The 23,136-nt window shown below is 70.2% G+C and carries 23 protein-coding genes and 1 pseudogene; 9 read left to right on the top strand and 15 right to left on the bottom strand.

Translation table 11 applies throughout. The features are described from left to right. Positions 1-90: 90 nt before the first annotated feature. The 3 genes from ICW72_RS09245 to def all read right to left on the bottom strand — a co-directional run bounded on the left by ICW72_RS09245 (position 91) and on the right by def (position 1,767). The gene (locus tag ICW72_RS09245; RefSeq protein WP_191085921.1) at positions 91-585 is read right to left on the bottom strand and encodes a hypothetical protein; all 495 of its coding nucleotides are present in this window, start codon (positions 583-585) and stop codon (positions 91-93) included. Positions 586-694: 109 nt separating this feature from the next. After that, positions 695-1,258, bottom strand: a complete 564-nt coding sequence (locus ICW72_RS09240) for a COQ9 family protein (protein ID WP_191085920.1) — start codon at positions 1,256-1,258, stop codon at positions 695-697. Continuing rightward, positions 1,255-1,767, bottom strand: coding sequence for a peptide deformylase (gene def / locus ICW72_RS09235; protein ID WP_191085919.1), 513 nt, complete (start codon positions 1,765-1,767; stop codon positions 1,255-1,257). Before def ends, ICW72_RS09240 begins: the two co-directional genes overlap by 4 nt. Before the next feature lie 149 nt (positions 1,768-1,916). Between def and rpsU the strand changes: the two genes are divergently transcribed. After that, positions 1,917-2,120 carry a 30S ribosomal protein S21 gene (gene rpsU, locus ICW72_RS09230; protein ID WP_019459559.1) on the top strand — a complete coding sequence of 68 codons (204 nt, stop codon included), beginning with the start codon at positions 1,917-1,919 and terminating at the stop codon, positions 2,118-2,120. A 291-nt stretch (positions 2,121-2,411) separates the two neighbouring features. On the opposite strand, the gene ICW72_RS09225 is transcribed toward rpsU, so the two are convergent. The 5 genes and pseudogenes from ICW72_RS09225 to ICW72_RS09205 all read right to left on the bottom strand — a co-directional run bounded on the left by ICW72_RS09225 (position 2,412) and on the right by ICW72_RS09205 (position 7,458). Next, positions 2,412-3,812: an NAD(P)(+) transhydrogenase (Re/Si-specific) subunit beta gene (locus tag ICW72_RS09225; protein ID WP_191085918.1), complete on the bottom strand. Its 1,401-nt coding sequence runs from the start codon at positions 3,810-3,812 to the stop codon at positions 2,412-2,414. 7 nt (positions 3,813-3,819) lie between these two features. Further along, on the bottom strand, positions 3,820-4,218 hold the full coding sequence (locus tag ICW72_RS09220) for an NAD(P) transhydrogenase subunit alpha (protein WP_184386160.1): 399 nt from the start codon (positions 4,216-4,218) through the stop codon (positions 3,820-3,822). 11 nt (positions 4,219-4,229) lie between these two features. Further along, positions 4,230-5,350, bottom strand: a pseudogene (locus ICW72_RS09215) (NAD(P) transhydrogenase subunit alpha). Positions 5,351-5,434: 84 nt separating this feature from the next. Then, complete coding sequence (locus tag ICW72_RS09210; protein ID WP_191085917.1) at positions 5,435-6,430, bottom strand: dipeptidase; 996 nt, start codon at positions 6,428-6,430, stop codon at positions 5,435-5,437. Further along, positions 6,427-7,458, bottom strand: coding sequence for a histone deacetylase family protein (locus ICW72_RS09205; protein ID WP_191085916.1), 1,032 nt, complete (start codon positions 7,456-7,458; stop codon positions 6,427-6,429). The genes ICW72_RS09210 and ICW72_RS09205 overlap by 4 nt, the downstream gene beginning before the upstream one ends. Before the next feature lie 62 nt (positions 7,459-7,520). Here ICW72_RS09205 and ICW72_RS09200 point away from each other — a divergent pair, with 62 nt between their 5' ends. From ICW72_RS09200 to ICW72_RS09190, 3 genes are all read left to right on the top strand, one after another. Continuing rightward, positions 7,521-8,810, top strand: coding sequence for an ArgE/DapE family deacylase (locus ICW72_RS09200; RefSeq protein ID WP_191085915.1), 1,290 nt, complete (start codon positions 7,521-7,523; stop codon positions 8,808-8,810). A 64-nt stretch (positions 8,811-8,874) separates the two neighbouring features. Then, positions 8,875-10,107, top strand: coding sequence for a Zn-dependent hydrolase (locus tag ICW72_RS09195; protein ID WP_191085914.1), 1,233 nt, complete (start codon positions 8,875-8,877; stop codon positions 10,105-10,107). Continuing rightward, the gene (locus tag ICW72_RS09190) at positions 10,104-11,597 is read left to right on the top strand and encodes a M81 family metallopeptidase (RefSeq protein WP_191085913.1); all 1,494 of its coding nucleotides are present in this window, start codon (positions 10,104-10,106) and stop codon (positions 11,595-11,597) included. The genes ICW72_RS09195 and ICW72_RS09190 overlap by 4 nt, the downstream gene beginning before the upstream one ends. Here ICW72_RS09190 and ICW72_RS09185 read toward each other — a convergent pair. From ICW72_RS09185 to ICW72_RS21030, 3 genes are all read right to left on the bottom strand, one after another. Next, a complete protein-coding gene (locus ICW72_RS09185; RefSeq protein ID WP_191085912.1) occupies positions 11,594-11,893 on the bottom strand; it encodes a hypothetical protein in 300 nt (99 codons plus the stop codon). The genes ICW72_RS09190 and ICW72_RS09185 overlap by 4 nt on opposite strands. Before the next feature lie 103 nt (positions 11,894-11,996). Continuing rightward, positions 11,997-12,338 carry a DUF3429 domain-containing protein gene (locus ICW72_RS09180; RefSeq protein ID WP_191085911.1) on the bottom strand — a complete coding sequence of 114 codons (342 nt, stop codon included), beginning with the start codon at positions 12,336-12,338 and terminating at the stop codon, positions 11,997-11,999. Further along, a complete protein-coding gene (locus tag ICW72_RS21030) occupies positions 12,311-12,436 on the bottom strand; it encodes a hypothetical protein (protein ID WP_269749846.1) in 126 nt (41 codons plus the stop codon). The genes ICW72_RS09180 and ICW72_RS21030 overlap by 28 nt, the downstream gene beginning before the upstream one ends. Before the next feature lie 77 nt (positions 12,437-12,513). Between ICW72_RS21030 and ICW72_RS09175 the strand changes: the two genes are divergently transcribed. Continuing rightward, complete coding sequence (locus ICW72_RS09175) at positions 12,514-13,911, top strand: hemolysin family protein (RefSeq protein ID WP_191085910.1); 1,398 nt, start codon at positions 12,514-12,516, stop codon at positions 13,909-13,911. Here the strand turns inward: ICW72_RS09175 and gpt are convergent. Together gpt and ICW72_RS09165 are read right to left on the bottom strand one after the other, a co-directional pair. Next, positions 13,874-14,353, bottom strand: coding sequence for a xanthine phosphoribosyltransferase (gene gpt, locus ICW72_RS09170; RefSeq protein ID WP_191085909.1), 480 nt, complete (start codon positions 14,351-14,353; stop codon positions 13,874-13,876). The two genes, ICW72_RS09175 and gpt, sit on opposite strands and share 38 nt — an antisense overlap. A 1-nt stretch (position 14,354) precedes the next feature. Next, positions 14,355-14,696, bottom strand: coding sequence for a tRNA-binding protein (locus ICW72_RS09165; protein WP_191085908.1), 342 nt, complete (start codon positions 14,694-14,696; stop codon positions 14,355-14,357). A 124-nt stretch (positions 14,697-14,820) separates the two neighbouring features. Between ICW72_RS09165 and ICW72_RS09160 the strand changes: the two genes are divergently transcribed. Beyond that, positions 14,821-16,422, top strand: coding sequence for a gamma-glutamyltransferase family protein (locus ICW72_RS09160; protein ID WP_191085907.1), 1,602 nt, complete (start codon positions 14,821-14,823; stop codon positions 16,420-16,422). A gap of 13 nt (positions 16,423-16,435) precedes the next feature. After that, entirely contained in the window at positions 16,436-17,932 is a 1,497-nt protein-coding gene (locus ICW72_RS09155) for an amidase (RefSeq protein ID WP_191085906.1), read from the top strand. A 6-nt stretch (positions 17,933-17,938) separates the two neighbouring features. On the opposite strand, the gene ICW72_RS09150 is transcribed toward ICW72_RS09155, so the two are convergent. Together ICW72_RS09150 and ICW72_RS09145 are read right to left on the bottom strand one after the other, a co-directional pair. Further along, positions 17,939-18,211: a hypothetical protein gene (locus tag ICW72_RS09150; protein ID WP_191085905.1), complete on the bottom strand. Its 273-nt coding sequence runs from the start codon at positions 18,209-18,211 to the stop codon at positions 17,939-17,941. Positions 18,212-18,367: 156 nt separating this feature from the next. Next, positions 18,368-18,604 (bottom strand): Lrp/AsnC ligand binding domain-containing protein, encoded by a 237-nt coding sequence (locus tag ICW72_RS09145; protein WP_456300185.1) that lies wholly within the window; start codon positions 18,602-18,604, stop codon positions 18,368-18,370. Between the two features lie 213 nt (positions 18,605-18,817). Here ICW72_RS09145 and ICW72_RS09140 point away from each other — a divergent pair, with 213 nt between their 5' ends. Both ICW72_RS09140 and ICW72_RS09135 read left to right on the top strand, forming a co-directional pair. Beyond that, the gene (locus ICW72_RS09140; protein ID WP_191085904.1) at positions 18,818-19,936 is read left to right on the top strand and encodes an efflux RND transporter periplasmic adaptor subunit; all 1,119 of its coding nucleotides are present in this window, start codon (positions 18,818-18,820) and stop codon (positions 19,934-19,936) included. A 25-nt stretch (positions 19,937-19,961) separates the two neighbouring features. Continuing rightward, the gene (locus tag ICW72_RS09135) at positions 19,962-23,120 is read left to right on the top strand and encodes an efflux RND transporter permease subunit (protein ID WP_191085903.1); all 3,159 of its coding nucleotides are present in this window, start codon (positions 19,962-19,964) and stop codon (positions 23,118-23,120) included. The last annotated feature ends 16 nt before the right edge of the window (positions 23,121-23,136 follow it).

Here is a 23,136-nt window from a genome sequence, read left to right as displayed (position 1 = left end):
CCGCCCTTGCCGCAGGCGCACAAAAAAAGGCGGCCCGTGAGGACCGCCTTCATGTCGTGGGGCGAAATGCCCCTCAGGAACAAGCCCTGCTCAGCGCGTCGCGCTGGCCCGCTGCTGCCGCGCCGGCGGCACAGGGCAGTTGTCGGTGGTGATGGGCTGCGGAATGCTGGCCCGCTGCGTGATGGCCGCGAGGTCCGCGAGCGAGGAGGCCCCCATCGCCTGCTGGAACAGCGGCAGCTGGTTCTGGCAGAAATGCGAGCCCTGGGTGATGCCGACCTGCATCTGGTTGTTGGCCAGGTTCGTGATGTACTGGTCCATCTCGCGCTGCGCCTGACGGCCCGAGGCGCGCTGGTAGTAGCCCGTGACCCCGCGATGCGCCTCGCCCAGCTGGCTGCGGAAGCGCGTCACGAAGGCGTTGTAGCTGTCGTGCTGCTGGCAGGACAGCGCCACGACCATCAGCTGGCTTTGCAGCGCGCGGATGTCGAAGGCGGTCCTTTCCGCCGGCCGAAGGCAGGTTGCGAGTGCCAGGCTCGGCACCGCCATGGCGGCCGCGATGCCGCCCAACAGCATGAATTTGCGCGCCATGGCGCTATCCCCCGAAAGAAAGATCCCCTGCCTTGAAGCCGCCCTTTGGGCACGCGACTCGGCATCCCGCTGAAGCTTTACAGGGAACTCATCCCCGCGCGAAGCCTCTTCATGCATGTTGTTGTTTTGCCTTGGGTTTGGGTAGCTCCGAAAGGCGCCGATCAAGGAATTCAAGCACTTCTTCCAGCTCCGGCGCCTGGGGACGCAGCCAATAGGCCAGGGTGGCGGCGTAAATCGCGGCGACGGTGGCGCGGCGCGTGTACCAGGAGAAGTCGGCCGAGCTGTCGCCGGCCGCATACCAGATGGAAGACGCCGTGTTGGCCGTGCAGCGCAGCGCCACGGGGAGGTTCCAGGGCAGGGCCAGCAGGGCGGTGGCGGCGCGCAGCGCCTCGCGGTCCGGCTCGGCCGCGCGCAGGCGCAGCTCGATGACGCGGCGGATGCGCTGGGGGGTGCGGAGCGCGGTCATGTCCTCGGCGGCGGCCTCCTCCTCCATGCGGCGGTCGGCCAGCGCGCACCAGGCCTCCACCGCGCCCGCCACGCCGCGGGGGAAGGCATTGTCGAGCATCTCGGCGGGCTCGCCCTGGTCCTCCAGGGCGCGGCGCAGCGTCTCGCGCGTCCAGCCGATGTGGTTGGCCTGGGCGATGGCGGCGAGGATCAGGGCCTCGTCGGTCATGGCGCATCTCCGCGCGCGGCTTCGGCCGCGCGGGCGAGTTCCTCGGTGAAGCCGAGCATCGAAAGGTCCTCCATGCGCATCAGGTAGAAGATGCCGTTCAGATGGTCATTCTCATGCTGAAGAACACGGGCGGCGAAGCCCTCCGCCTCGCCCGTGACGTGATTTCCTTCGGCATCCTGCCCGGACCAGCCGATACGGGAGAAGCGCGGCACCTGGCCGCGCAGGCCGGGGATGGAGAGGCAGCCCTCCCAGCCCAGCTCCATGGCGTCGTCCAGCGGTGTCAGCTCGGGGTTGAAGAGCACGTTCAGCGCAGGCCCGTCGCGCCAGAGGAAGAGGCGCAGCGGCACATGCACCTGCGGTGCCGCCAGGCCCACGCCGCCGGCATCGGCCAGCGTCTCGGCCATGTCGCGCACCAGGCGGCGCATCTCGGGGGCGGTGGGGTCGGGCACCGGCTCGGCCTCGCCCAGCAGCACCGGGTGGCCCATGCGGGCGATCTTGAGAATGGCCATGCGAACCTCCGTCGGCACCGTTTGGCCACAGGAAAGGGGTTTGCGCGAGGGGGGTGCTTGTGTTATCTGCTTCGCACGGCACGGGGCGTTCTTGCCCGCGGGCCTTTTCCACGTTGATCGGCCAGAGCGCCAACAGGAGATTCGCCCGCGTGCAAGTCGTCGTCCGGGACAACAATGTTGATCAAGCGCTCAAGGCGCTCAAGAAGAAGCTGCAGCGCGAGGGTGTGTTCCGCGAGATGAAGCTTCGCCGCCACTACGAAAAGCCGAGCGAGCGTCGCGCCCGTGAGGCCGCCGAAGCCGTTCGCCGCGCCCGCAAGGTGGAGCGCAAGCGGCTGGAGCGCGAGGGCTTCTAAAGCTCCCCTTTCTGCCTGATATCGCACGCGGACAGGGCGCCACCTTCGGGTGGGCGCCCTTTTTGCGTTAGGCCGGAAATGGAAAGGGGCGCCCCCAGAGAGGAGCGCCCCCAAGACGTTCAGAGCTGGCTATGAAGGATCCGGCCGCACAGCGGCCGGCGCCGCCCAACTGACCGTACCGGCCGCGCTCCAGCGGCGCGGCGAAAGCCAAGGCGGCGGAGCCGCCGCGTCACGCCGGAGGCGTGCCTTCGGCACGACGCGTCTGAGGGCACAAAAAAGCTTTGCAGCGCCTCAGCGCTGCAAAGCCTGCACGATCTCCTGCGTCACCTTCTTCGCGTCGCCGAACAGCATCATGGTGTTCGGGCGGAAGAACAGCTCGTTCTCCACACCGGCATAGCCGCTGGCCATGCCGCGCTTCACGAAGAACACCGTCTTGGCGCGCTCCACATCCAGGATGGGCATGCCGTAGATGGCGCTGGACTTGTCGGTCTTGGCGGCCGGGTTGGTCACGTCATTGGCCCCGATGACATAGGCCACGTCGGCCTCGGCGAATTCGGGGTTGATCTCCTCCAGCTCATGCACCTCGTCATAGGGCACGTTCGCCTCGGCCAGCAGCACGTTCATGTGGCCGGGCATGCGGCCGGCGACCGGGTGGATGGCGTAGGAGACCTCCACGCCCTCCTTCTTCAGCAGGTCCGCCATTTCGCGCACCACCTGCTGGGCCTGGGCCACCGCCATGCCATAGCCGGGCACCACGATGATCTTGCCGGCATTCTTCATGATGAAGGCCGCGTCCTCGGGGCTGCCGGCCTTCACGGGCGCACGGTCTGCGCTACCGCCGGCCGCCGCCGCGCCGCTCTCGCTGCCGAAGCCGCCCAGCAGCACGTTGATGATGGAGCGGTTCATCCCCTTGCACATGATGTAGGAGAGGATGGCGCCCGAGGCGCCCACCAGCGCGCCGGTCACGATCAGCAGCAGGTTGCCGATGGTGAAGCCGATGCCCGCCGCCGCCCAGCCGGAGTAGCTGTTCAGCATGGACACCACGACGGGCATATCGGCGCCGCCAATGGGGATGATGAGCAGGAAGCCCAGGCCGAAGGCCAGGATCGCGATCATCCAGAACAGGGTGGGCGAGCCGGTGGCGACGAAGAGGATCACCAGCAGCAGCAGCAGGATGCCCAGCCCCGCGTTCAGCTTGTGCTGGTTCGCGAAGAGGATGGGCGCGCCCGACATGCGGCCATCCAGCTTGAGAAAGGCGATGACCGAGCCCGAGAAGGTGATGGCGCCGATGGCCAGGCCCAGCGACATCTCCAGCAGGGACGCGCCCTTGATGTCGCCCGGCACGCCGATGCCGAAGCTCTGCGGCGAGTAGAGGGCCGCCGCCGCCACGAAGACGGCCGCCATGCCCACCAGCGAGTGGAAGGCGGCCACCAGCTGCGGCAGCGAGGTCATCTGGATGCGGCTCGCGATGATCGTGCCGATCGAGCCGCCGATGGCGATGCCCGCGATGATCAGGACGAAGCCGCCGAAATCCATGCCGGAGTTCAGGATGGTCGCCAGGATGGCGATGCCCATCCCGATCATGCCGTACTGGTTGCCCTGGCGTGAGGTCTCGGGGTGGGACAGCCCGCGCAGTGCCAGGATGAACAGGACCGAGGCGGCGAGGTAGGCGAGGGTGGCGATGGTGGCCATGGCTGCCTCAGCCCTTCTTCTTCTGGAACATGGAGAGCATGCGGCGCGTCACCAGGAAGCCGCCGAAGATGTTCACCGAAGCGAGGGTGACGGCCAGCACGCCGAAGAGGCGGGCCGCGTCGCTCTCGGCCGCCGCGGCGGCGAGGATGCCGCCCACCACGATCACGGAGGAGATGGCGTTGGTGACGCCCATCAGCGGGGAGTGCAGCGCGGGCGTCACCGACCACACCACGTAATATCCAACGAAGCAGGCCATCAGGAAGATGGTCAGCATCAGCAGGAAGGGTTCCACCACCTGGGCCACGGGGGCCGTGGCCTCGGCGGCGCGGCGGGCGAAGTCCGCCAGCTCGGCGGCGCGGGCCGAAAGCTCGGCGGCGCGGTTGGCCAGTTCCGTCTGGGTGCTCATGGGGGTCTCCGTCAGGACGCGGGGGCGAACATCTTGTGGACCACGGCGCCGCCGCGCGTCAGCGTGACACCCTGGACGATGTCGTCCTCGGGCGGCAGCTTGGGCGCCTTCGCGTCCTTGTCCCAGAAGGTGGTCAGGAAGGTGAGCAGGTTGCGCGCGTAGAGGGCGCTGGCGGCGGCGGGGATGCGGCCGGGCCAATTGGTGAAGCCCAGGATCTTCACGCCATTGTCCGTCAGGTAGGACTGGCCGGGCTTGGTCAGCGCGCAATTGCCGCCGGCATCGGCCGCGATGTCCACGATGACGCTGCCGGGCTTCATGGAGGCGACCATCGCTTCGGTGACGAGGGTCGGCGCCTTCCGGCCCTGCACCAGGGCCGTGCAGACCACCACATCCTGCTTGGCGATATGGGTAGCCACCACCTCGGCCTGCTTGGCGTAGAATTCGGCGGAAAGCTGCTTGGCGTAGCCGCCGGCGGTCTGGGCCGCGCGGCTTTCCTCATCCTCATAGCCCACGAAGCTGGCGCCGAGGGACTTGATCTCCTCCTTGGCGGCGGGGCGGACATCGGTGGCCGAGACGCGGCCGCCGAGACGTCGGGCGGTCGCGATGGCCTGTAGCCCCGCCACCCCGCGCCCATCACGAAGACGTTGGCGGCGGGCACCGTGCCGGCCGCCGTCATCAGCATGGGGAAGCCGCGGTCGAAGGCGCCCGCACCCTCGATCACGGCGCGGTAGCCCGCCAAATTCGCCTGGGAGGAGAGCACGTCCATGCTCTGCGCGCGGGTGATGCGCGGCAGGAGTTCCATGGCGCAGGCATCCACGCCCGCCGCCGCGAAGCCTTGGGCGGCGGCGGCATCGGCCTGGAGCGTGCCCAGCAGCAGCGCGCCCTGGGGCAGGGTGGCCTCGGGGGCGCGGACAGCGAAGACGATGGCGGCACCGGCCAGCGCCGTGGCGGCATCGGGGGCCATGGTGGCGCCGGCCGCGGCATATTCCGCGTCCGGCAGGCCGGAGGCCAGGCCCGCGCCCTGCTGCACCGTGACATCGAGACCGAGGGCGATGAGTTTCTTCACCGTCTCGGGCGTCGCCGCCACTCGGCTTTCGCCGGGTTTCGTCTCCTTCAGGACCGCAAGGCGCATCAGGCCATATCCCCCGTTGAATGGTCGGCTATTTGTCCGGACGCTGCATATGCACGCTGCGGCCCCCGGCGCAAGACGTTGCGCTCATGTCACGTGGCGAAGAACCTGGCGCCAGACCCGCAGGAAATTGCCCGACCAGAGCAGCCCGATCTCGCGCGGGCCATAGCCGCGCCGGGCCAGTTCGGCGGTGATGGCGGCACTTTCCCCCGCATGCATCCAGCCCTGCACACCGCCGCCCCCGTCGAAATCGGAGGAGATGCCGACATGGTCGAGGCCGATGCGCCGCACCGCATGTTCCACATGGTCCACCAGGTCCGCCACGGTGGCCTGGGCGGCGCCGTTGGGGGGCGCGGGTCTCAGGAAGGAGGCCACGGCCGTGATCTGCGCCACGCCCCCGCAGGCGCGGATGGCGTCCAGCTGCTCGTCATCCAGGTTGCGGGGGTGGGCGTTCAGGGCCGCGCAGGCGGTGTGGGTGACGGCGACGGGCACGCGGGAGATCTCGCAAGCCTGCATCATGCCGGCCTTCGACACGTGCGAGCAGTCCAGCATCAGCCCGACGCGGTTCATCTCCGCGATGGCGGCGCGGCCGAGTGCGGTCAGCCCGCCATGCTCCTCCTCCGCATCGCCCAGATTCTTGCGGGGGCGGGCGCTGTCGGAGAGCGCGTTGTGCCCGTCATGGGTCAGCGTCAGGTAGATGGCGCCCAGGCGCCGCCACAGCGCGATGCGGCCCAGGTCATGCCCCATGGCGTAGCCGTTCTCGACGGCCGAGAGCACGGCGGGCACGCCAGCGGCGAAGGCCGCCTCCACCTCGTCCGGGGTGGCGCAGAAGCGGGCCGTGGTGCCGTCCGCGCGGTCGCGGATGTGGCGCAGCATGGCCTCGGCGCGGGCGGCGGCGGCCGCGTGGCCCACATGGTCGCGGGGGCCCTGGGCGACATAGGCGATGAAGACAGCGGCGGACATGCCGCCCTCGCGCATCTTGGGCAGGTCCACGCAGCGGTCGGTGTGGGTGAGCCAGTCCGGCGGCTCGGGCCAGCGGATGTCAATGTGCGTGTCGAGGATCAGCGGGTTGTTCGTGTTCATCGGCCGAAGCCTGACAGGAAACGGGCCAGCAGGTCACCCAGGATGTCGCAATTGTAGCCGCCCTCCTGGCAGATGGCGGTGGGCAGGTTGAGCGCGCCGATGGCCTGGCCCGCGCGGGCGAAGCCGTCGGCCGTGACCTTCAGCGCGGCCAGTGGCTCATGCTCGCTGGCGTCGAAGCCCAGCGCCACCACCAGCGCGTCCGGCGCGAAGCCCCGGATGGTGGCCAGGCCCTGTTCCAGCGCGGCCAGCCACCCTTCGTCGCCGGTGCCGAAGGGCTGGGGCAGGTTGAGGTTGAAGCCCGCCCCCGCGCCGCCGCCCGTCTCGCCCGCGAAGCCCACATACCAGGGGTAGTAGCGGGAGGGGTCGGCGTGGAGGGAGATGGTCAGCACGTCCGGCCGCTCCCAGAAGATGCCCTGGGTGCCGTTGCCATGGTGGCTGTCAATGTCGAGCACGGCCACGCGCGCCGCACCGGCATCGCGCAGCCGCTGCGCGGCCAGGGCCGAGTTGTTGATGTAGCAATGCCCGCCCGCCCGCGCGGCATAGGCGTGGTGGCCGGGCGGGCGGCAGAGGGCATAGGCGTCGCCCCCCGCCGCCGCCGCATCGGCCGCGGCCAGGGCGCAGGCGGCGGCCCCGCGCGACGCATCCCAGGTGCCCGGGCCGATGGGGCAGGCCGTGTCGGCGGTGAAGACGCCGGTGCGGGCGGTGATGTGGGTGGGCGAAAGCTGCGCCTGTTCCAGCATCTCGGGCGTGGGGTGGATGTTGGCCACCACCTCGGGCCCGGCCTCGGGCAGGGCGGCCCATTCGGCGGCGGCGGATTCCAGGAAGTCCAGATAGGGCTGGCTGTGCAGCCGGGCGAGTTCGGCCATGCCGGCGGGCGCCACCGCCTGCGGTTCCAGGCCCAGGCGGGACAGCCCTTCGCGGAGGGAGGCCGCGCGGGCCGGGATTTCGAAATTCGGGCGCAACGCCCCGCGCATGAGGAAGAAGCGGGGGTGGTGGGCGGCCTCGCCCGGATCGTGAAAGGCTTTCATGGGGGCACGGTAACACCGGCCGGCCCCTCGACAACACGGCGGGGCGCTGGTGTGCTGGGCCGATGCCCTCTCTCGATCCCGGCGCCCGGCGCGCCATCCTCGACGCCTGCGATTCCCTGCGTGACGAAAGCCTGGACTGGCTGTTTCGCCTGGTGCGCTGCCCCTCCACCCTCGGCAATGAGGCGGGGGCGCTGAACGAGATGGAGCGGCTGTACCGCCATCTCGGCCTCGACCCCTTCCGCATTCCGACGGACCCGGAGGCGATGGCCGGCCATCCGGGACTCTCACCACCGCTGATCCCCTATACGGGCCGCGACAACGTGGCGGCCATCCACCGCCCGCGCGCCGCTTCCGGCCGGTCGCTGCTGCTGCAAGGCCATGTGGACGTGGTGCCCGAGGGGGCGGCGGATATGTGGGAGACGCCGCCCTATGCGCTGGCCATCCGCAACGGCCGCGTCTATGGCCGGGGCGCGGGCGACATGAAGGCGGGCATCGTCAGCTATGCCATGGCCTTCGCCGCGATGCGCCGCGCCGGGCTGCAGCCGGCCGCCGAGGTGCAGATGGCCGCCGTGATCGAGGAGGAATGCACCGGCAATGGTGCGCTCGCCGCCATGCTGGCCCTGCCCAAGCCCGACGCCGTGATCATCCCCGAACCCGGGCCGGGGGTGGATGCGCTCTACACCGCCGAGGTGGGCGTGGTCTGGGCCTGGGTCACGGTCAGCGGCCGCCCGGCCCATGTGCGCGACATGCAGGCGGGGGTGAACGCCATCGAGGCCGCGCAGATCATCGCCGCCGCCTTCAAGGACTATGAATCCGAGCGCAACCGCGCCGAGCACATCGCCCCCGAATTCCATGGGGTGAACCACCCGGTGAATGTGAACCTCGGTACCATCGAGGGCGGGGAGTGGAACAGCAGCGTGGCTACGCGCTGCCGCATCGGTCTGCGGGTCGGCGTCATGCTGGGCTACACGGCGGCCGAGACCAAGCGCGACATCGAGCGCCTGGTGGCCCAGGCCAGCCAGCATGAGCGCCTGCGCGGCGCCCAGGTGAAGCTGGAATTCAAGGGCTTCATGGCGGACCCCTGCGCCTTTCCGAAGGACAGCGCGATCAGCGCCCTGGCCCGCCGCGCCCATGCCGAGGCGACCGGCGGCACCCTGCGCGACTACCCGGCCACGGGGCTCACCGACGGGCGTCACTACGTGCTGTACCAGGGCACGCCCTGCGCCGTGTTCGGGCCGGACGCGCAGGACATCCATGGCATTGACGAGAATGTGGGCGTGGAAAGCGTGCACGGCATCACGCGCAGCATCGCGCTGGCCATGGCCGAGTGGTGCGGGGTGGAAACATGCTGATGCCGCTGATTCACGCCTCCGGGCTTCGCTGCGCTGCGCCCTGCGGCGATCGGAGGCGGGCCTGATGCGAAACATCCCCCTCTCCGGCGCCCGCCTCTGGGCGGATCTGCACGAGGTGGCGCAAATCGGCGGCACCCCGCGCGGCGGCTGCAACCGCCAGTCCCTGACGGACCTCGACGGCGAGGCCCGCGCCTGGCTGGCGGAACGCGCGACCGCGCTGGGCTGCACCCTCCACCTCGACCCCTTCGGCAACATGGCGCTGCTGCGGCCGGGGCGTGACCCGTCGCGCAAGCCGGTGGGCTTCGGCAGCCATCTCGACACCCAGCCCACGGGCGGGAAGTTTGACGGGGTGCTGGGCGTGCTGGCCGGCCTCGAGGTGCTGCGCGCCCTGCACGAGGCCGGTGCCGAGACCGAGGCGCCGCTGATGCTGGTGAACTTCACCAATGAGGAGGGCGCCCGCTTCTCGCCCCCCATGATGGGCAGCGGCGCGGCCATGGGTATCTTCCCGCCCGAGCAGGTGCTGGAGACGACCGACGCCTCCGGCGTGAGCTTCGGCGCGGAACTTTCCCGCATCGGCTGGCGCGGCGAGGACACGCTGCCCGAGATGGCCGCCTTCCTGGAACTGCACATCGAGCAGGGCCCGGTGCTGGAGCGCGAGGGCAAGTCCGTCGGCATCGTGACCCATGCGCTGGCCCAGCGCTGGTATGATGTGGTGGTGGAGGGCGCCGAGGCACATGGCGGCAGCGCCATGACCGGGCGGCGCGATGCGCTGGTGGCGGCCAGTCACCTGGTCGCGGCGGTGGAGGAGATCGCCCTTGCCGCCCGCGCCCCCGATGGCGAACTCGGCCGCGGCACGGTGGGGCGGATCATGGTGCATCCCGACAGCCGCAACGTCGCCCCCGGCCGGGTCTGGTTCAGCGTGGACACCCGCCATGGCGACCCCGCGCAGCTCGACGCCATGGGCGAGGCGCTGCGCGCGCGGGCCGCGGCGATCGCGGCGGCGCGGGACGTGACCATCACGGTGACCGATTTCTGGCATTCGCCGCCCATCCGCTTCGACGCGGCGCTGCTCGGGCATTTGCGCGCCTCGGTCGCGCGGCGCGGCCTGGCGGCCAAGGAGATGCCGACCGGCATCGGCCATGATGCCGTCTATGTCGCGCGCCGCGTGCCCACCGCCATGATCTTCGTGCCCTGCCATGGCGGCCTCTCCCACAACGAGGCCGAGAGCATCACCCCCGAATGGGCCGAGGCGGGGCTGCTGGTGCTGGCCGATGCCATCCTGGAGGCGGCGCAATGAGAATCGCCATCGGCGGCTTCCTGCACGAAAGCCATTCCTTCGCCCCGCGCGCCACGGGTTGGGAGGATTTCCTGAAGCCCGGCGGCCTGCCGCCTTTGCTGCACCGCGACGAACTGGTGGAAGGGCTGCGCCCCACCTCCGCCTGCGCCGCCGGCGCCATCGCGGCCTGTGATGCGGCCGGCGCCACCATCGCGCCGCTGGCCTGGGCCTTCGCCAACCCCGCCGGCCCGGTAACGCGCGCGGCCTTCGAGCGGCTGTCGGCGCTGATCCTGGCGGCACTCTCCGACGCGCTGGACGAGGCGCCCTTGGACGGCGTCTTCCTCGACCTGCACGGCGCCATGGTCAGCGACGACTTCCCCGATGCCGAGGGCGAATTGCTGCGCCGCGCCCGCGCCGTGGTGGGGCCGGACATCCCCATCGCCGCGACGCTCGACCCGCACGCCAACATGACGCGGCTCATGGCCGAATGCGCCGATGTGTTGGTGCCTTACCGCACCTATCCGCATGTGGACATGCGCGCCGTAGGCCGCCGCGCGACCGACTTGCTGCTGGCGCGCATCCGCCGCGGCGCGCCCTGGGCGCTGGCTTTCCGGGAGCTGGATTTCCTCATCCCCATCACCAGCCAATGCACCATGGTCGAGCCCATGTCGGGTGTCATGGAGGCGCGTGCGCGGCTGGAAGCCGGCGTCGTCGAACTCGGCTACTGTTTCGGCTTTCCCTATGCGGATTTCCCCGGCTGCGGCCAGGCCATCGCCTGCTGGGCCGAGACGCAGGATGCCGCCGAGAAAGCCGCCGATGCCCTGGCGCGGGAGATCACGTCGCGCGAGGCCGCCTTCACCGGCGGCGTGATGGAGGCCGACGCCGCCGTGGCCGAGGCGCTGCGCCTCTCGGACGGGGCGGGCAAGCCCGTCATCATCGCCGACACCCAGGACAATCCGGGCGGCGGCGGGCATGGCGACACCACCGGGCTGCTGGCGGAGCTGCTGCGCCAGGGGGCACCCGCCGCGCTGGCCCCCATGAACGACGCGGAAGCCGCCGCCGCCTGCCACGCGGCAGGGGAGGGGGCGACGGTGACGCTGGACCTCGGCGGCAAGAGCGATGGCGTGCCCCTGCGCGTGACGGGGGTCGTGGAAAAGCTGTCGGACGGCCGCTTCACCCTGGAAGGGCCCATGGGGCAGGGGAACCCGGCCAATCTTGGGCTGACGGCGCTGCTGCGGGTGGGGAAGGTGCGGGTGGTGATCGTCTCGCGCAAGATGCAGGCGCATGACCAGGCGGTGTTCCGCCACCTGGGCGTGGAGCCGGCGGCGGAACGGATCGTGGCCGTGAAGTCCTCGGTGCATTTCCGGGCGCATTTCCAGCCCATCGCCGCGGCGGTGCTGGTGGCGGCGGCACCTGGCCCGGTGGTGGCGGACCCTGCCACGCTGCCCTTCACGGCGCTGCGCCCGGGGCTGCGCCTCCGGCCCGGGGACAATCGGCGCTTCGGGGGTTAGGGCGCGAGGTTCCGCATCCAGGCCGCGGCGTTTTCTTCCAGCTTGCGGGCCTCCTCCTGCACGGCCAGCGCGTCGCCATGGGTGGCGGTGAGCTGGCAGGCGTATTTGCGCAGGCTGTTCTCCAGCCCCGCGACAGCACCGCCCAACTCGCCCAGGTTGGACTGGAACGCCGCCACGGCGGCGCGCTGCTCCTCCAACGCGGCGTCCAGCGCGGCGAGGGCATGGCGGAGCCGGTCCTCGGGCGTGGGTTCGGCGGGGGCGCGCTGCGGGAAGAGCAGGATTTCGGCGCTGGGCATGGGGGCTCCGTCGGCAATCTCTGGAGAAATTGCTATCCCATCACGAATTTTAAGACAACATAAATATCTTGAGATTTGATTAACAAAATCGAGACGTCTTTGCTCACACCAGGAAGGGCAGCAGCAGGCAGGCCGCCGCCCCCAGCGACAGCACCCAGCGCAGCCGCATGTAGAAGCCCGGCACCAGACGGCGCGAGGCCGCCCATTGCTCCACCCCGGCGGTGGCCAGGATGCCCGCGGCCAGCAGCAGCAGCGACGGCGCCTCGAACAGCATCATCGCCGCCCAGCCGATCAATGAGGGCACCACCCCCAGCACCAGCCGTGCCGGCGTGGCCCAGGCCTCCTGCACCGGCGGCCTGAGCGCCAGCCCCCAATGCACGGCGCCCAGGAAGGACAGGATGACGGCGCCATAGGCGATCAGCGCCCCGCGCGCGAAGCCCCCCAATGGTCAGGGGCCAGCAGCACGGCCAGCGCGGCGGCGGCGAAGGGCAGCAGGCCCGAGAGGCCCAGGGTCCAGGTCAAGCGTTGATGCGCGGCGTTCATGCGCCGCACATCAGCCGCAAGAGGTGCCGCGGTGCAAGACCTGTGCGCCCAGCGCCGCGCCGCGCTATAGCCCCGCCATGGGCATGTTTCTCGAAATCGGCTTCATCGTCCTGCTGACGCTGGTCAATGGCGTCTTCGCGATGAGCGAGCTGGCCGTCGTCTCCTCCCGGAGGGGGCGGCTGCAGGCGATGGAGCGTGCCGGCACGCCCGGCGCGGCCGCCGCCCTGGCCCTGCATGAGAATCCGGGCCGTTTCCTGCCCACGGTGCAGGTGGGCATCACGCTGGTGGGGATCCTGGCCGGCGTCTTCGGCGGCGCGGCGCTGGCCCGCCCGCTGGGCGAAGCGCTGGAGGAACTGCCCTTCGTCTTCGGCTATGGCCAGGCGCTGGCCTTCGGCATCGTGGTGCTGGCCATCACCTATGCCAACCTGATCCTGGGCGAGCTGGTGCCCAAGCAGCTGGCCCTGCGCAACCCGGAGCGCGTGGCCTCGGCGCTGGCCCCGGCGCTGACCGGGCTGGCGCGGGTGACGGGGCCGTTCATCTCGCTGCTCTCCAGCTCCTCCGCCGTCATCCTGCGGCTGTTCGGTGCCCATAAGCCGACCGAACAGGGCGTGACCGAGGAGGAGGTGAAGGCCGTGGTGGCCGAGGGCGTGCAGGCCGGCGCGCTCGACCCCAATGAACGCCAGATGATCGAGCGCGTGCTGCGCCTGGCCGACCGGCCCGTGCGCGCGCTGATGACGCCGCGCAACGAGGTCGCCTGGATTGACCGCAACGCCGCCCCCGAGGCGGTGGCCGAGGCGCTGCGGGCCGACAACGTCACGCGCTTCGTCGTGGCCGACCGCCGCGTGGACAACGTGGTCGGCGTGGTGGCCGTGAAGGATCTGCTGGACCAGGTGCTGGCGGGCGGCGCCGTCTCCATCCCGGAGGCACTGCGCCAGCCCACCGTGCTGCCCGACAACCTCTCCGCGCTCGATGCGCTGGAACGGCTGCGGGCGGACCCCTTGGGCATGGCGCTGGTGCTGGACGAATATGGCAGCTTCGAGGGAGTGGTGACGGCCTCCGACCTGCTGGAGGCCATCGTGGGCGAACTCGGCCCCGCGCCCGACGCGGCCGCCGGCTCCGTGGCGCGCTTCGACGGCTCCATCCTGCTGGATGGGATGATGGCGCTGGACGAGCTGCGCGGGCGGCTCAAGGATTTCGAGCCCCCGCCCCAATCGGGCCACTACCACACGGTGGCCGGGCTGATGATGGCGCTGCTGCAGCGCATCCCGCGCGAGGCGGACCGCATCGCCTACAGCGGCTGGCGCTTCGAGGTGGTGGACATGGATGGGCGCCGCGTGGACAAGGTGCTGGCGCTGAAGGAGGGCGCGACGGGCGCGCCGCTGGTGGCCCCGCCCATCGCCGTGCTGCCGCTGGAGGGCAGCCCCGCCGAGCGGCCCTCTACTTCGCGGCCCCAGCCTTCGCGATCGGTGGAATGAACTGGGCCTCCGTGTCCCAGGGGAACAGGATCCAGGTGTCCTGGCTGACCTCGGTCACGAAGCTGTCCACCAGGGGCTTGCCGGCGGGCTTGGCGTAGATGGTGGCGAAATGCGCGCCGGGCAGCATGGCGCGCACCAGCTTGGCCGTGGTGCCGGTGTCCACCAGATCATCCACCAGCAGCCAGCCCGTGCCGTCGCCGGCGGCGGCGGGCGCCTTGGCCACGCGCGGGTCGCCGCGCTTCTCCTCGTCATAGGTGATGACGCTGACCGTCTCGATGATGCGGCATTCGAGTTCGCGCGCGATGATGGCCGCCGGGATCAGCCCGCCGCGGGTGATGGCCACCACGCCGGTCCAGGGGCCGCGTTCCATGAGCCGCCACGCCAGGGCCTTGGCGTCGCGGTGCAGCTGGTCCCAGCCGACGGTGAAATAACGTGGCGCCACCTCAGTGCATCCTTCCGCCAATGGGCACGGGGAAATCCGGGCGCAGCAGAACCACCGCGCCATTCTCGTCGGGCACGCCCAGCACCAGCACCTCGCTCAGGAAGGGGCCGATCTGCCGGGGCAGGAAGTTCACCACCGCCAGCACCTGCCGGCCGATCAGCCGGTCGGGGGAGTAGTGGGTGGTGATCTGCGCGGAGGATTTCCGCACGCCGATCCCCTCGCCGAAATCCACCCAGAGCTTGATGGCGGGCTTGCGCGCCTCCGGGAAGGGCTGCGCGTCCAGGATGGTGCCCACCCGGATGTCCACCTTCAGGAAGTCGTCGAAGCCGATCGGATCACTCATTCCCGCGCGCTAGCCGATTTCCGCGCGGCAGGCGAGGGGTGTTCCCCAAGGGGGCGCAGGTTTGCGGCGTAACGACCCCTGGTCCAGAATGGACGCGACACACCAACCGCCGAGGAAACCCCTGATGCGCGACTTCCACCTGCCCGGCCGCAGCCCGGTGATTGCTGGCCGGGGCATGGCCGCCACCTCCATGCCGGCCGCCTCGCTCGCCGCCATCGAGGTGCTGAAGGCGGGTGGCAATGCGCTGGACGCCGCCATCGCCGCCGTCGCCCTGCTGGGCGTGATCGAGCCGCAGAGTACCGGCATCGGCGGCGACAATTTCTGTCTGTATGCGCCCGCCGGTGGCGACCATGTGATCGCCATGAACGGCTCGGGCCGGGCGTCCGCGGGCTCAACGCCCGAGGCGCTGCGCGCCAAGGGGCTGACCGCCATGGTCAACACCTCGGTGCATTCCGTCACCATCCCGGGCGCGGTCTCCGCCTGGCAGGCGCTGAACGCGGCCTATGGGCGCAAGGAGCTGGGCTACCTGCTGCAACCCGCCATCCGCGCGGCCGAGGAAGGCTTCCACGTCCATGCCCGCGTGGCGCATGACTGGGAGGAGGCGAAGGGCAAGCTCGCGGGGCATGAGGCCTCCGCGCGGCACTACCTGCCCGGCGGCAAGGCGCCCGTCATGGGCCAGAAGATGCAGTTCCCGGCCCTGGCCGCCACGCTGCGCGCCATCGCCAAGGGCGGCGCCCGCGCCTTCTACGAGGGTGAGATCGCGGCCGACATGGTGGCCACCCTGCGCGCCCTGGGCGGCACCCAGACCGAGCAGGATTTCGCCGATGCCCTGCTGGCGGCGGAGTTCGTCACGCCCATCAAGCGGTCCTGGAACGGGCTCGACATCCATCAATGCCCGCCCAATGGCACCGGCATCATCACGCTGATGATCCTGGGCATGCTGGAGAACATGAAGAAGGCCGAGGGCGGGCCGCTGGGGCTGACGCGCCTGCACCGCCACATCGAGGCCGCGCGCCTGGCCTATCGCGACCGCGACGCCTTCGTGGCCGACCCGGCCCAGGTGGAGGTGCCGGTGGAGCATCTGCTCTCCGACGAATATCTGCACGGGCTGGCGCGCGGCATCCAGGACGGCCGGGCCATGGCGGAGATGCCGCCGGCCGGAACGCTGTTCCCGGTGCATGCGGACACCGTCTATCTCTGCGTGGTGGATGAGGAGGGCAACGCCTGCTCCTTCATCAATTCGCTGTTCGAGAGCTTCGGCTCCGGCATCATGGCGGAGAAGTCGGGCGTCATGCTGCACAATCGCGGCTTCGGCTTCCGCCTGCAGGACGGCCACCCCAACTGCATCGCGCCGGGCAAGCGGCCCATGCACACCATCATTCCCGGCATGGCGACCCAGAATGGCCGCGCGGTGATGCCCTTCGGCGTCATGGGCGGGCATTTCCAGCCGATGGGCCAGAGCCTGCTGCTGTCCAACATCTTCGAATGGGGGCTGGACCCGCAGGAGGCGATTGACCTCGCCCGCCTCTTCCCGCGCGAGGGCGCGATCCAGGTGGAGCGCGGCATCCCGGCCGATGTGGTGGCGGGGCTGGACGCGATGGGCCATCGCTGCGTGGCCTGGGACAAGCCGCATGGCGGCGGCCAGGCCATCCTGATGGACCATGCGCGCGGCTGCCTGATCGGCGGCAGCGATCCGCGCAAGGATGGCTGCGTGATCGGCTATTGAGGAAGTCCCGGACATGACCGAACCCTGCGAACTGCCCGCCACCACCGCCCGGCGCATGATCGGGCGCAAGAAGCTCTCGCCGGTGGAGCTGCTGGACAGCTGCCTCAAGCGCATCGAGGCGGTGAACCCGGCCGTGAACGCCATGACGGCCATGGATGTGGAGGCCGCCCGCACCCAGGCCCGCGCCGCCGAGGACGCCGTGATGAAGGGCGAGCGGCTGGGCGTGCTGCACGGGTTGCCGCTCGGCATCAAGGATCTGGAGGAGACGAAGGGGCTGCGCACCACCTGGGGCAGCCTGCTCTTCAAGGACCACATCCCCACGCGCGACGAGGGCATGGTGCGCCACCTGCGCGAGGCGGGCGGCATCGTGCTGGGCAAGACCAATGTGCCGGAGTTCGGCCTGGGGGCGAACAGCCGCAACGCCGTCTATGGCGCGACGGGCAATGCCTTCGACCCCACGCACAATGCCGCCGGGTCCTCGGGCGGTTCGGCCGTGGCCCTCGCTTGCGACATGGTGCCGCTGGCCTCGGGCTCCGACACGGGCGGGTCGCTGCGCAACCCGGCCGCCTTCAACGGGATCGTGGGCTACCGCCCCTCGCCGGGCCTGGTGCCCAATGAGCGGCGGGGGCATGGCTGGAACCCGCTCTCCGTGCTGGGCCCGATGGCGCGGGACGTGCCGGATCTCTGCCTGATGCTCTCGGCCATGGCGGGCGATGATGCGGGCGACCCGCTGGCCTACACGCTGCACGCGCGCACGGTCCGGGGCGAGCCCGCGCTGTTCCACCCGGCGCGCGAGATTGACCTCTCTACCCTGCGCGTGGCCGCGACCGAAGACTTCAACCTGGCACTGGTGGAAGGCGTGGTGCGCCGCAAGTTCCGGCGCATCGTGGAGGGCTGCGGTTCGCTCTTCGCGCGGATCGAGACGGCCACGCCCGACGTGACCGGCGGCGATGAGGCCTTCGAGGTGCTGCGGGCCTCGGGCGCCTTGGCCTCGCACCTGGACCGCGTGCGGAAGCATGCCGACAAGTGCGGCCCCAACATGATCGCGAATGTGGAGGAGGGGCTGCGCTACTCCCTGGAGGACCAGGCCCGCGCCGCGAGCCGCCAGACCGTGATCTACCGGAACTTCCAGAGCTTCTTCGAGAAGCACGACGTGCTGATCACGCCCGCCATCACCATCAGCCCCCGTCCCTGGCGGGAGCTGTTCCCGAGCGAGATCGACGGGCAGAAGACCCGCACCTACTTCCACTGGCTGGCGCTGGCCTATTACGTGACGCTGACAGGCCACCCGGCCATCAGCCTGCCCGTGGGGCTGGACGAGAAGGGGTTCCCCTTCGGCCTGCAGATCGTGGGCCCGCGGGGCGGCGATGCCTTCGTGCTGGGCGTCGCGGCCGCGCTGGAGGCGGCGCTGGCCGGCGATGCGGAGTTCGGTCGCCCGAAGCCCGACATCGCCAAACTGCGCGCGGCACCGCCCATCAGCGGGATGGAGGGCTTCCTCGGCTTCGGCTGAGGCGGCCTACCAGCGGTAATACCGCGGCGGCGGGCGGTGGTAATAGCCCCGCGGCGGGCCGTAATAGCCGCGATAGACCGGCCGCGCCGGGGCGTAATAGCGCGGCGGCGGCGCGTAGTAGCGCGGCTGGCTGGCGGCGCCGACCGCGAGGCCGGCCGCCGCGCCCACCCCCGCGCCCACCAGCGCGGTGGCGGCGGGGTCCGGACGCCCATAGGCATCGGTGCAGGCCGCGACGCCGAGCAGCCCCGTGAGGCTCAAGGCGGTGATGAGCTTTCGCATCGAAGGCACTCCTCTCTCCCAGGCATCAAGGCAGGCGGGCGCGGCCGCTTGAAGGTGGCAATGTGGCGCCGCCGTGCCAAAGGTGGCGCGGGGTGGGCAGCACCTCCGCGCCATGATGGGTCAGAAACGCGGCAACTTGCCCAAGGGTTGATGCCGTTACCCTTTGCCGGACGAGAAGGCGTTGAAGGTCTGGAGCGTGTAGGTGTCCTTCACGCCCGCCACGCTCTGCACCCGCTCCACCACGAAGAGGCCGATATCCTGCTCCGGCTCCAGGTAGAACTTCCCCAGCAGGTCATACTGGCCGGAAATGGAATGCATCTCGGACAATTCGGCGATGCTGTCGGCCATTTCCCGCGCCACGCGGTAGGCTTGGCCCATCTCACACTTGATCATGACAAAGATTGCCCGCACGACCATGCTCCCCATGTAGGTGGTGCGGGATATGCCGCGTGCCGGGGCGCCCGTCCACGAGGGATGCATCCGCGCGGGGCAATCGGGGCCGATCGCGCCTCAATCCCCGGTAACGAAACGTAACCACCGCCAAGGATCGCCCTTGCCGAGCTTAGGCTGGCGGTCCATTCATGAGCGGTTAGACACTGAGGCTCCATGCGCGCCTGGCTGCAACTCGGCATCGTCGCCGTCCTCGGCGGCGCCGGCTATCTCTGGCACACCCAGGCGGATGCCTGGGGCGTTCCCGCGCCGCTCTCACTCCTGGGCCTGGAACGCCCCACGGTGCAGGAGGCTGCGCGCGGCGCTCCGGCTGGCGGGCAGGTCGCGGTCGTGGCGGCCCCCGTCCGGCAGGCGGCTGTGGTGGAGCGGATGGAAAGCGTGGGCACCGTCCGCGCGCGCGAGGCCGTGACCATCACCACCAAGGTGGCCGGCATGGTCACCGCCATCCGCTTCGAGGAAGGTGCCCATGTCCGCGCCGGCGAGGTGCTGATGGAGCTGGACAGCGAGGCCCTCTATGCCGAGCTGTACCAGGCCCGCGCCAGCCTCGACAACGCGCAGAGCCAGCTGGCCCGCGCCCGCGCCCTGCCGGCCGGGCAGGCCGTGGCCCGCGCCCGGGTGGATGAGCTGGAGACCCTCTCCCGCGCCGCCGATGGCCGGCTGCGCCAGATCCAGGCCCGCATTGACGAACTGCGCCTGACCGCCCCCTTCGACGGCCGCGTGGGCCTGCGGCAGGTGAGCGTGGGCGCGCTGATCCAGCCCGGCACCGCCGTCACCAGCCTGGACGACATCAGCCGCGTGCGCGTGGAATTCTCCATCCCCGAGGTGCATGTGGCGCGCGTCCGCCCCGGCAGCCTGGTCAGCGCCCGCAGCGCCGCCCATGGCAGCCGCGTCTTCGAGGGGCGGGTGACGGTGATGGACACGCGCATAGACACCGCCACCCGGACCATGCGCGTGATCTCCGAATTCGACAATTCGGACGAGGCGCTGCGGCCCGGCCTGTTCCTCAACGTCCAGCTCACGCTGGAAACCCGCCCCACCGCCCTGCTGGTGCCGGAGGAGGCGCTGGATTCACTGGGCGAGCGCAGCTTCGTCTACGCCATCCGCGACGGGCGCGCGCGCCGCGTGGAGGTGCAGCTCGGCCTGCGAATGGCGGGCGAGGTGGAAATCCGCCAGGGGGTGCGCCCGGATGACCAGGTGGTGGTGCGCGGCCTGCAGCGCCTGCGCCCCGATGTGCCCGTGCGCGTCACCGAGACCATGACCCGCCCCACGAGCTGACCTCCCTTCAGGCAAGGCCCGCGCCATGATCCTCTCCGACATCTCGATCAAGCGGCCGGTCTTCGCGACGGTCGTGAGCCTGATGCTGGTGGTGCTGGGCCTCGCCTCGCTCACCCGGCTGCCGGTGCGCGAATTGCCGCGCATTGACCCGCCCATCATCCAGGTCATCACCACCTACACCGGCGCCTCGGCCGGGGTGGTGGACACGCAGATCACGGAGCTGGTCGAGGGCGCGGTGGCGGGCATCGAGGGCATCCGCACCATCACCTCCTTCTCGCGCGATGAGCGCAGCGTCGTCACCATCGAGTTCAACCTGAACCGCAATGTGGACAGCGCGGCGAACGACGTGCGCGACCGCGTGGCCCGCGCCGCCGCCCGCCTGCCCACCCAGGCCCAGGTGCCCATCGTGCAGAAGCAGGATGGCGATGCGCGGCCCATCATGTGGGTGGCGCTTTCCTCCGAACGCATGTCGGGCATGGAGCTGACCAATGTGGCGCGGCAGCGCTTCGTGGACCGGCTGGCCATCGTGGACGGGGTGGCGCAGGTCCTGATCGCGGGCGAGCGGCGCTTCTCCATGCGGATCTGGCTGGACCGCCAGGCGCTCGCCGCGCGCGGGCTGACGGTGCAGGACATCGAGGACGCCATCCGCCGCGAGAATGTCGAACTGCCGGGTGGGCGCCTCGAATCCACCCAGCGCGAGCTGACCGTCCGCACCGACACGCGCATGAACACGCCCGAGCAGTTCCGCGCCCTGGTGGTGGCGCGGGTGGCGGGCGGCGCGCAGGTGCTGCTGGGCGATGTGGCGCGGGTGGAGGTGGCGCCCGAGGAATCGCGCGGTGGCTACCGGCTGAACGGGCGTGATGCCATCGGCCTCGGCATCCTGCGGCAGAGCACGGCCAACACCCTCTCGGTCGCGGATGGCATCCGGGCGGAGGTGGAGCGCATCCGCCCCAACCTGCCCGAGGGGATCAACGTCGAATACGGCTATGACGAGAGCCGCTTCATCGCGCAGTCCATCTATGAGGTGCAGCACGCGCTGATGATCGCGCTGGCCCTGGTGGTCGGCGTCATCTTCTTCTTCCTGCGCAGCTTCCGCGCCACCCTGATCCCGGCCATCGCCATCCCGGTCTCCATCATCGCCTCCTTCACGGCGGTGGCGGCCATGGGCTTCTCGGTGAACATCCTGACGCTGCTGGGGCTGGTGCTGGCCATCGGCCTGGTGGTGGATGACGCGATCGTGGTGCTGGAGAACATCCATCGCCGCATCGAGGAGGGGGAGGAGCCGCTGCTGGCCGCCCTTCGCGGCTCGCGCGAGATCGCCTTCGCCATCATCGCCACCACCCTGGTTCTGATCGCGGTCTTCGTGCCGCTCTCCTTCATGTCGGGCAATGTGGGGCGGCTGTTCACGGAATTCGGCCTGGCGCTGGCGGCCTCCGTCGTGTTCTCGGGGCTGGTGGCGCTGACGCTGACGCCCATGATGTGCAGCAAGCTTCTGAAGCCGCACGGGTCCAGCGGGCTGTTCATTCGCATGACGGAGCCGCTCTTCCTCGGCATGAACAATGGCTTCCGCGTGCTGCTGCGGGGCGCGCTGAACATGCCCATCGTGGTCATGGCGGTGGCGGCGGGGCTGTCGGCACTGGCGGTGCTGCTGTTCCAGGCGCTGCCCAAGGAATTCACGCCCACCGAGGATCGTGGCGTCATCATCGTGCCGCTGACCGGCCCCGAGGGCGCGACGGGCAACTACATGCTGGAACACCTGCGCCATGCCGAGCGGCTAGGCGCGCGCTATGTCGCCTCGGGCGAGGCGGCCTCGGTCTTCTCCACCCTGGGCGGCTTCCAGCCGCCGCCGCAGGGCAATGTCGCCAACATGTTCATCCGCCTGGCCCCCTGGGATGAGCGGACGCGCAATTCCCAGACCATCGCGCGCGAACTCTTCCCGCAGATCGCCGCCATGCCGGGCGTGCGCGGCTTCACCCTCACGCCGCCCTCGCTCGGCCAGTCGGGCTTCCAGCCGCCGGTGCAGTTCGTCATCGGCGGCCCGGACTATGAGACGCTGATCCAGTGGCGCGACACCTTCCTGGCCCGCGCCCGGCAGAATGAGCGGCTGCTGAACCTCGACAGCAATTTCCGCGAGACCAAGCCGGAGCTGCGCGTGGACATTGATCGCCGCCGCGCGGCCGACCTCGGCGTCTCCATCCAGGCGGTGGGGCGCACCATCGAGACCATGCTCGGCTCGCGCGAGGTCAGCACCTATATCGAGGGCGGGCAGGAATATAAGGTCCTGCTCCAGGCGACCGAGGGCGACCGTTCCACGCCCTATGATCTGCAGAACATCTTCATCCGCTCCGCCGGCGGGCTTATCCCGCTGTCCAATGTGGTGACGCTGAGCGAACGCGCGCGGCCGCAGGCGCTCTCCCGCGCCGACCGGGTGCGGGCCATCACCATCACCGCCTCGCTCGCGCCGGGCTACACGCTGGGCGAGGCGCTCGACTTCATGGACCGCACGGCGCGCGAGGTGCTGCCCTCCGAGGTGCGGATTTCCTATCGCGGCCAGTCGCTGGAATTCCGCGACAGCACGGGCGCGCTCTACGTCACCTTCCTGATGGCGCTGCTGGTGGTCTACCTGGTGCTGGCGGCGCAGTTCGAGAGCTTCATCCACCCGCTCATCATCCTGCTCTCCACGCCGCTGGCCATGACGGGGGGGCTGCTCGCGCTGCACTTCACGGGGCAGACGCTGAACATCTTCAGCCAGATCGGGATGATCCTGCTGATCGGGCTGATGGCGAAGAACGGCATCCTGGTGGTGGAATTCGCGAACCAGCTGCGCGACCGGGGGCTGTCCATCTTCGACGCGGCGCTGGAAGCGAGCGTGGTGCGGCTGCGGCCCATCCTGATGACCTCCATCGCCACCGTCTTCGGCGCGGTGCCGCTGGCCATGGCGACGGGGGCGGGCGCGGAGAGCCGCATGGCGCTGGGCGTCGTCATCGTGGGTGGCGTCACCTTCTCCACGATCGTGACGCTCTTCGCGGTGCCGGCGCTCTACGTGATGCTGGCGCGCTTTACCAAGCCGCTCGGCCATATCGAGCGCGCGCTGTCGGACCTGGAGCGCCGCACGCCCGTGGCGGGCGACGAGGCGGCGAAATATGCGAAGAAGCCGGGCGCTTCACCGGCGCCCGCGGAGTGACGCGCCCGCCATGCTG

This window comes from Roseococcus microcysteis (genome assembly GCF_014764365.1).
Taxonomy (GTDB): Bacteria; Pseudomonadota; Alphaproteobacteria; order Acetobacterales; family Acetobacteraceae; genus Roseococcus; species Roseococcus microcysteis.
Note: the sequence above shows the minus strand (reverse complement) of the source record. Positions and strands in the feature narration are given on the sequence as shown.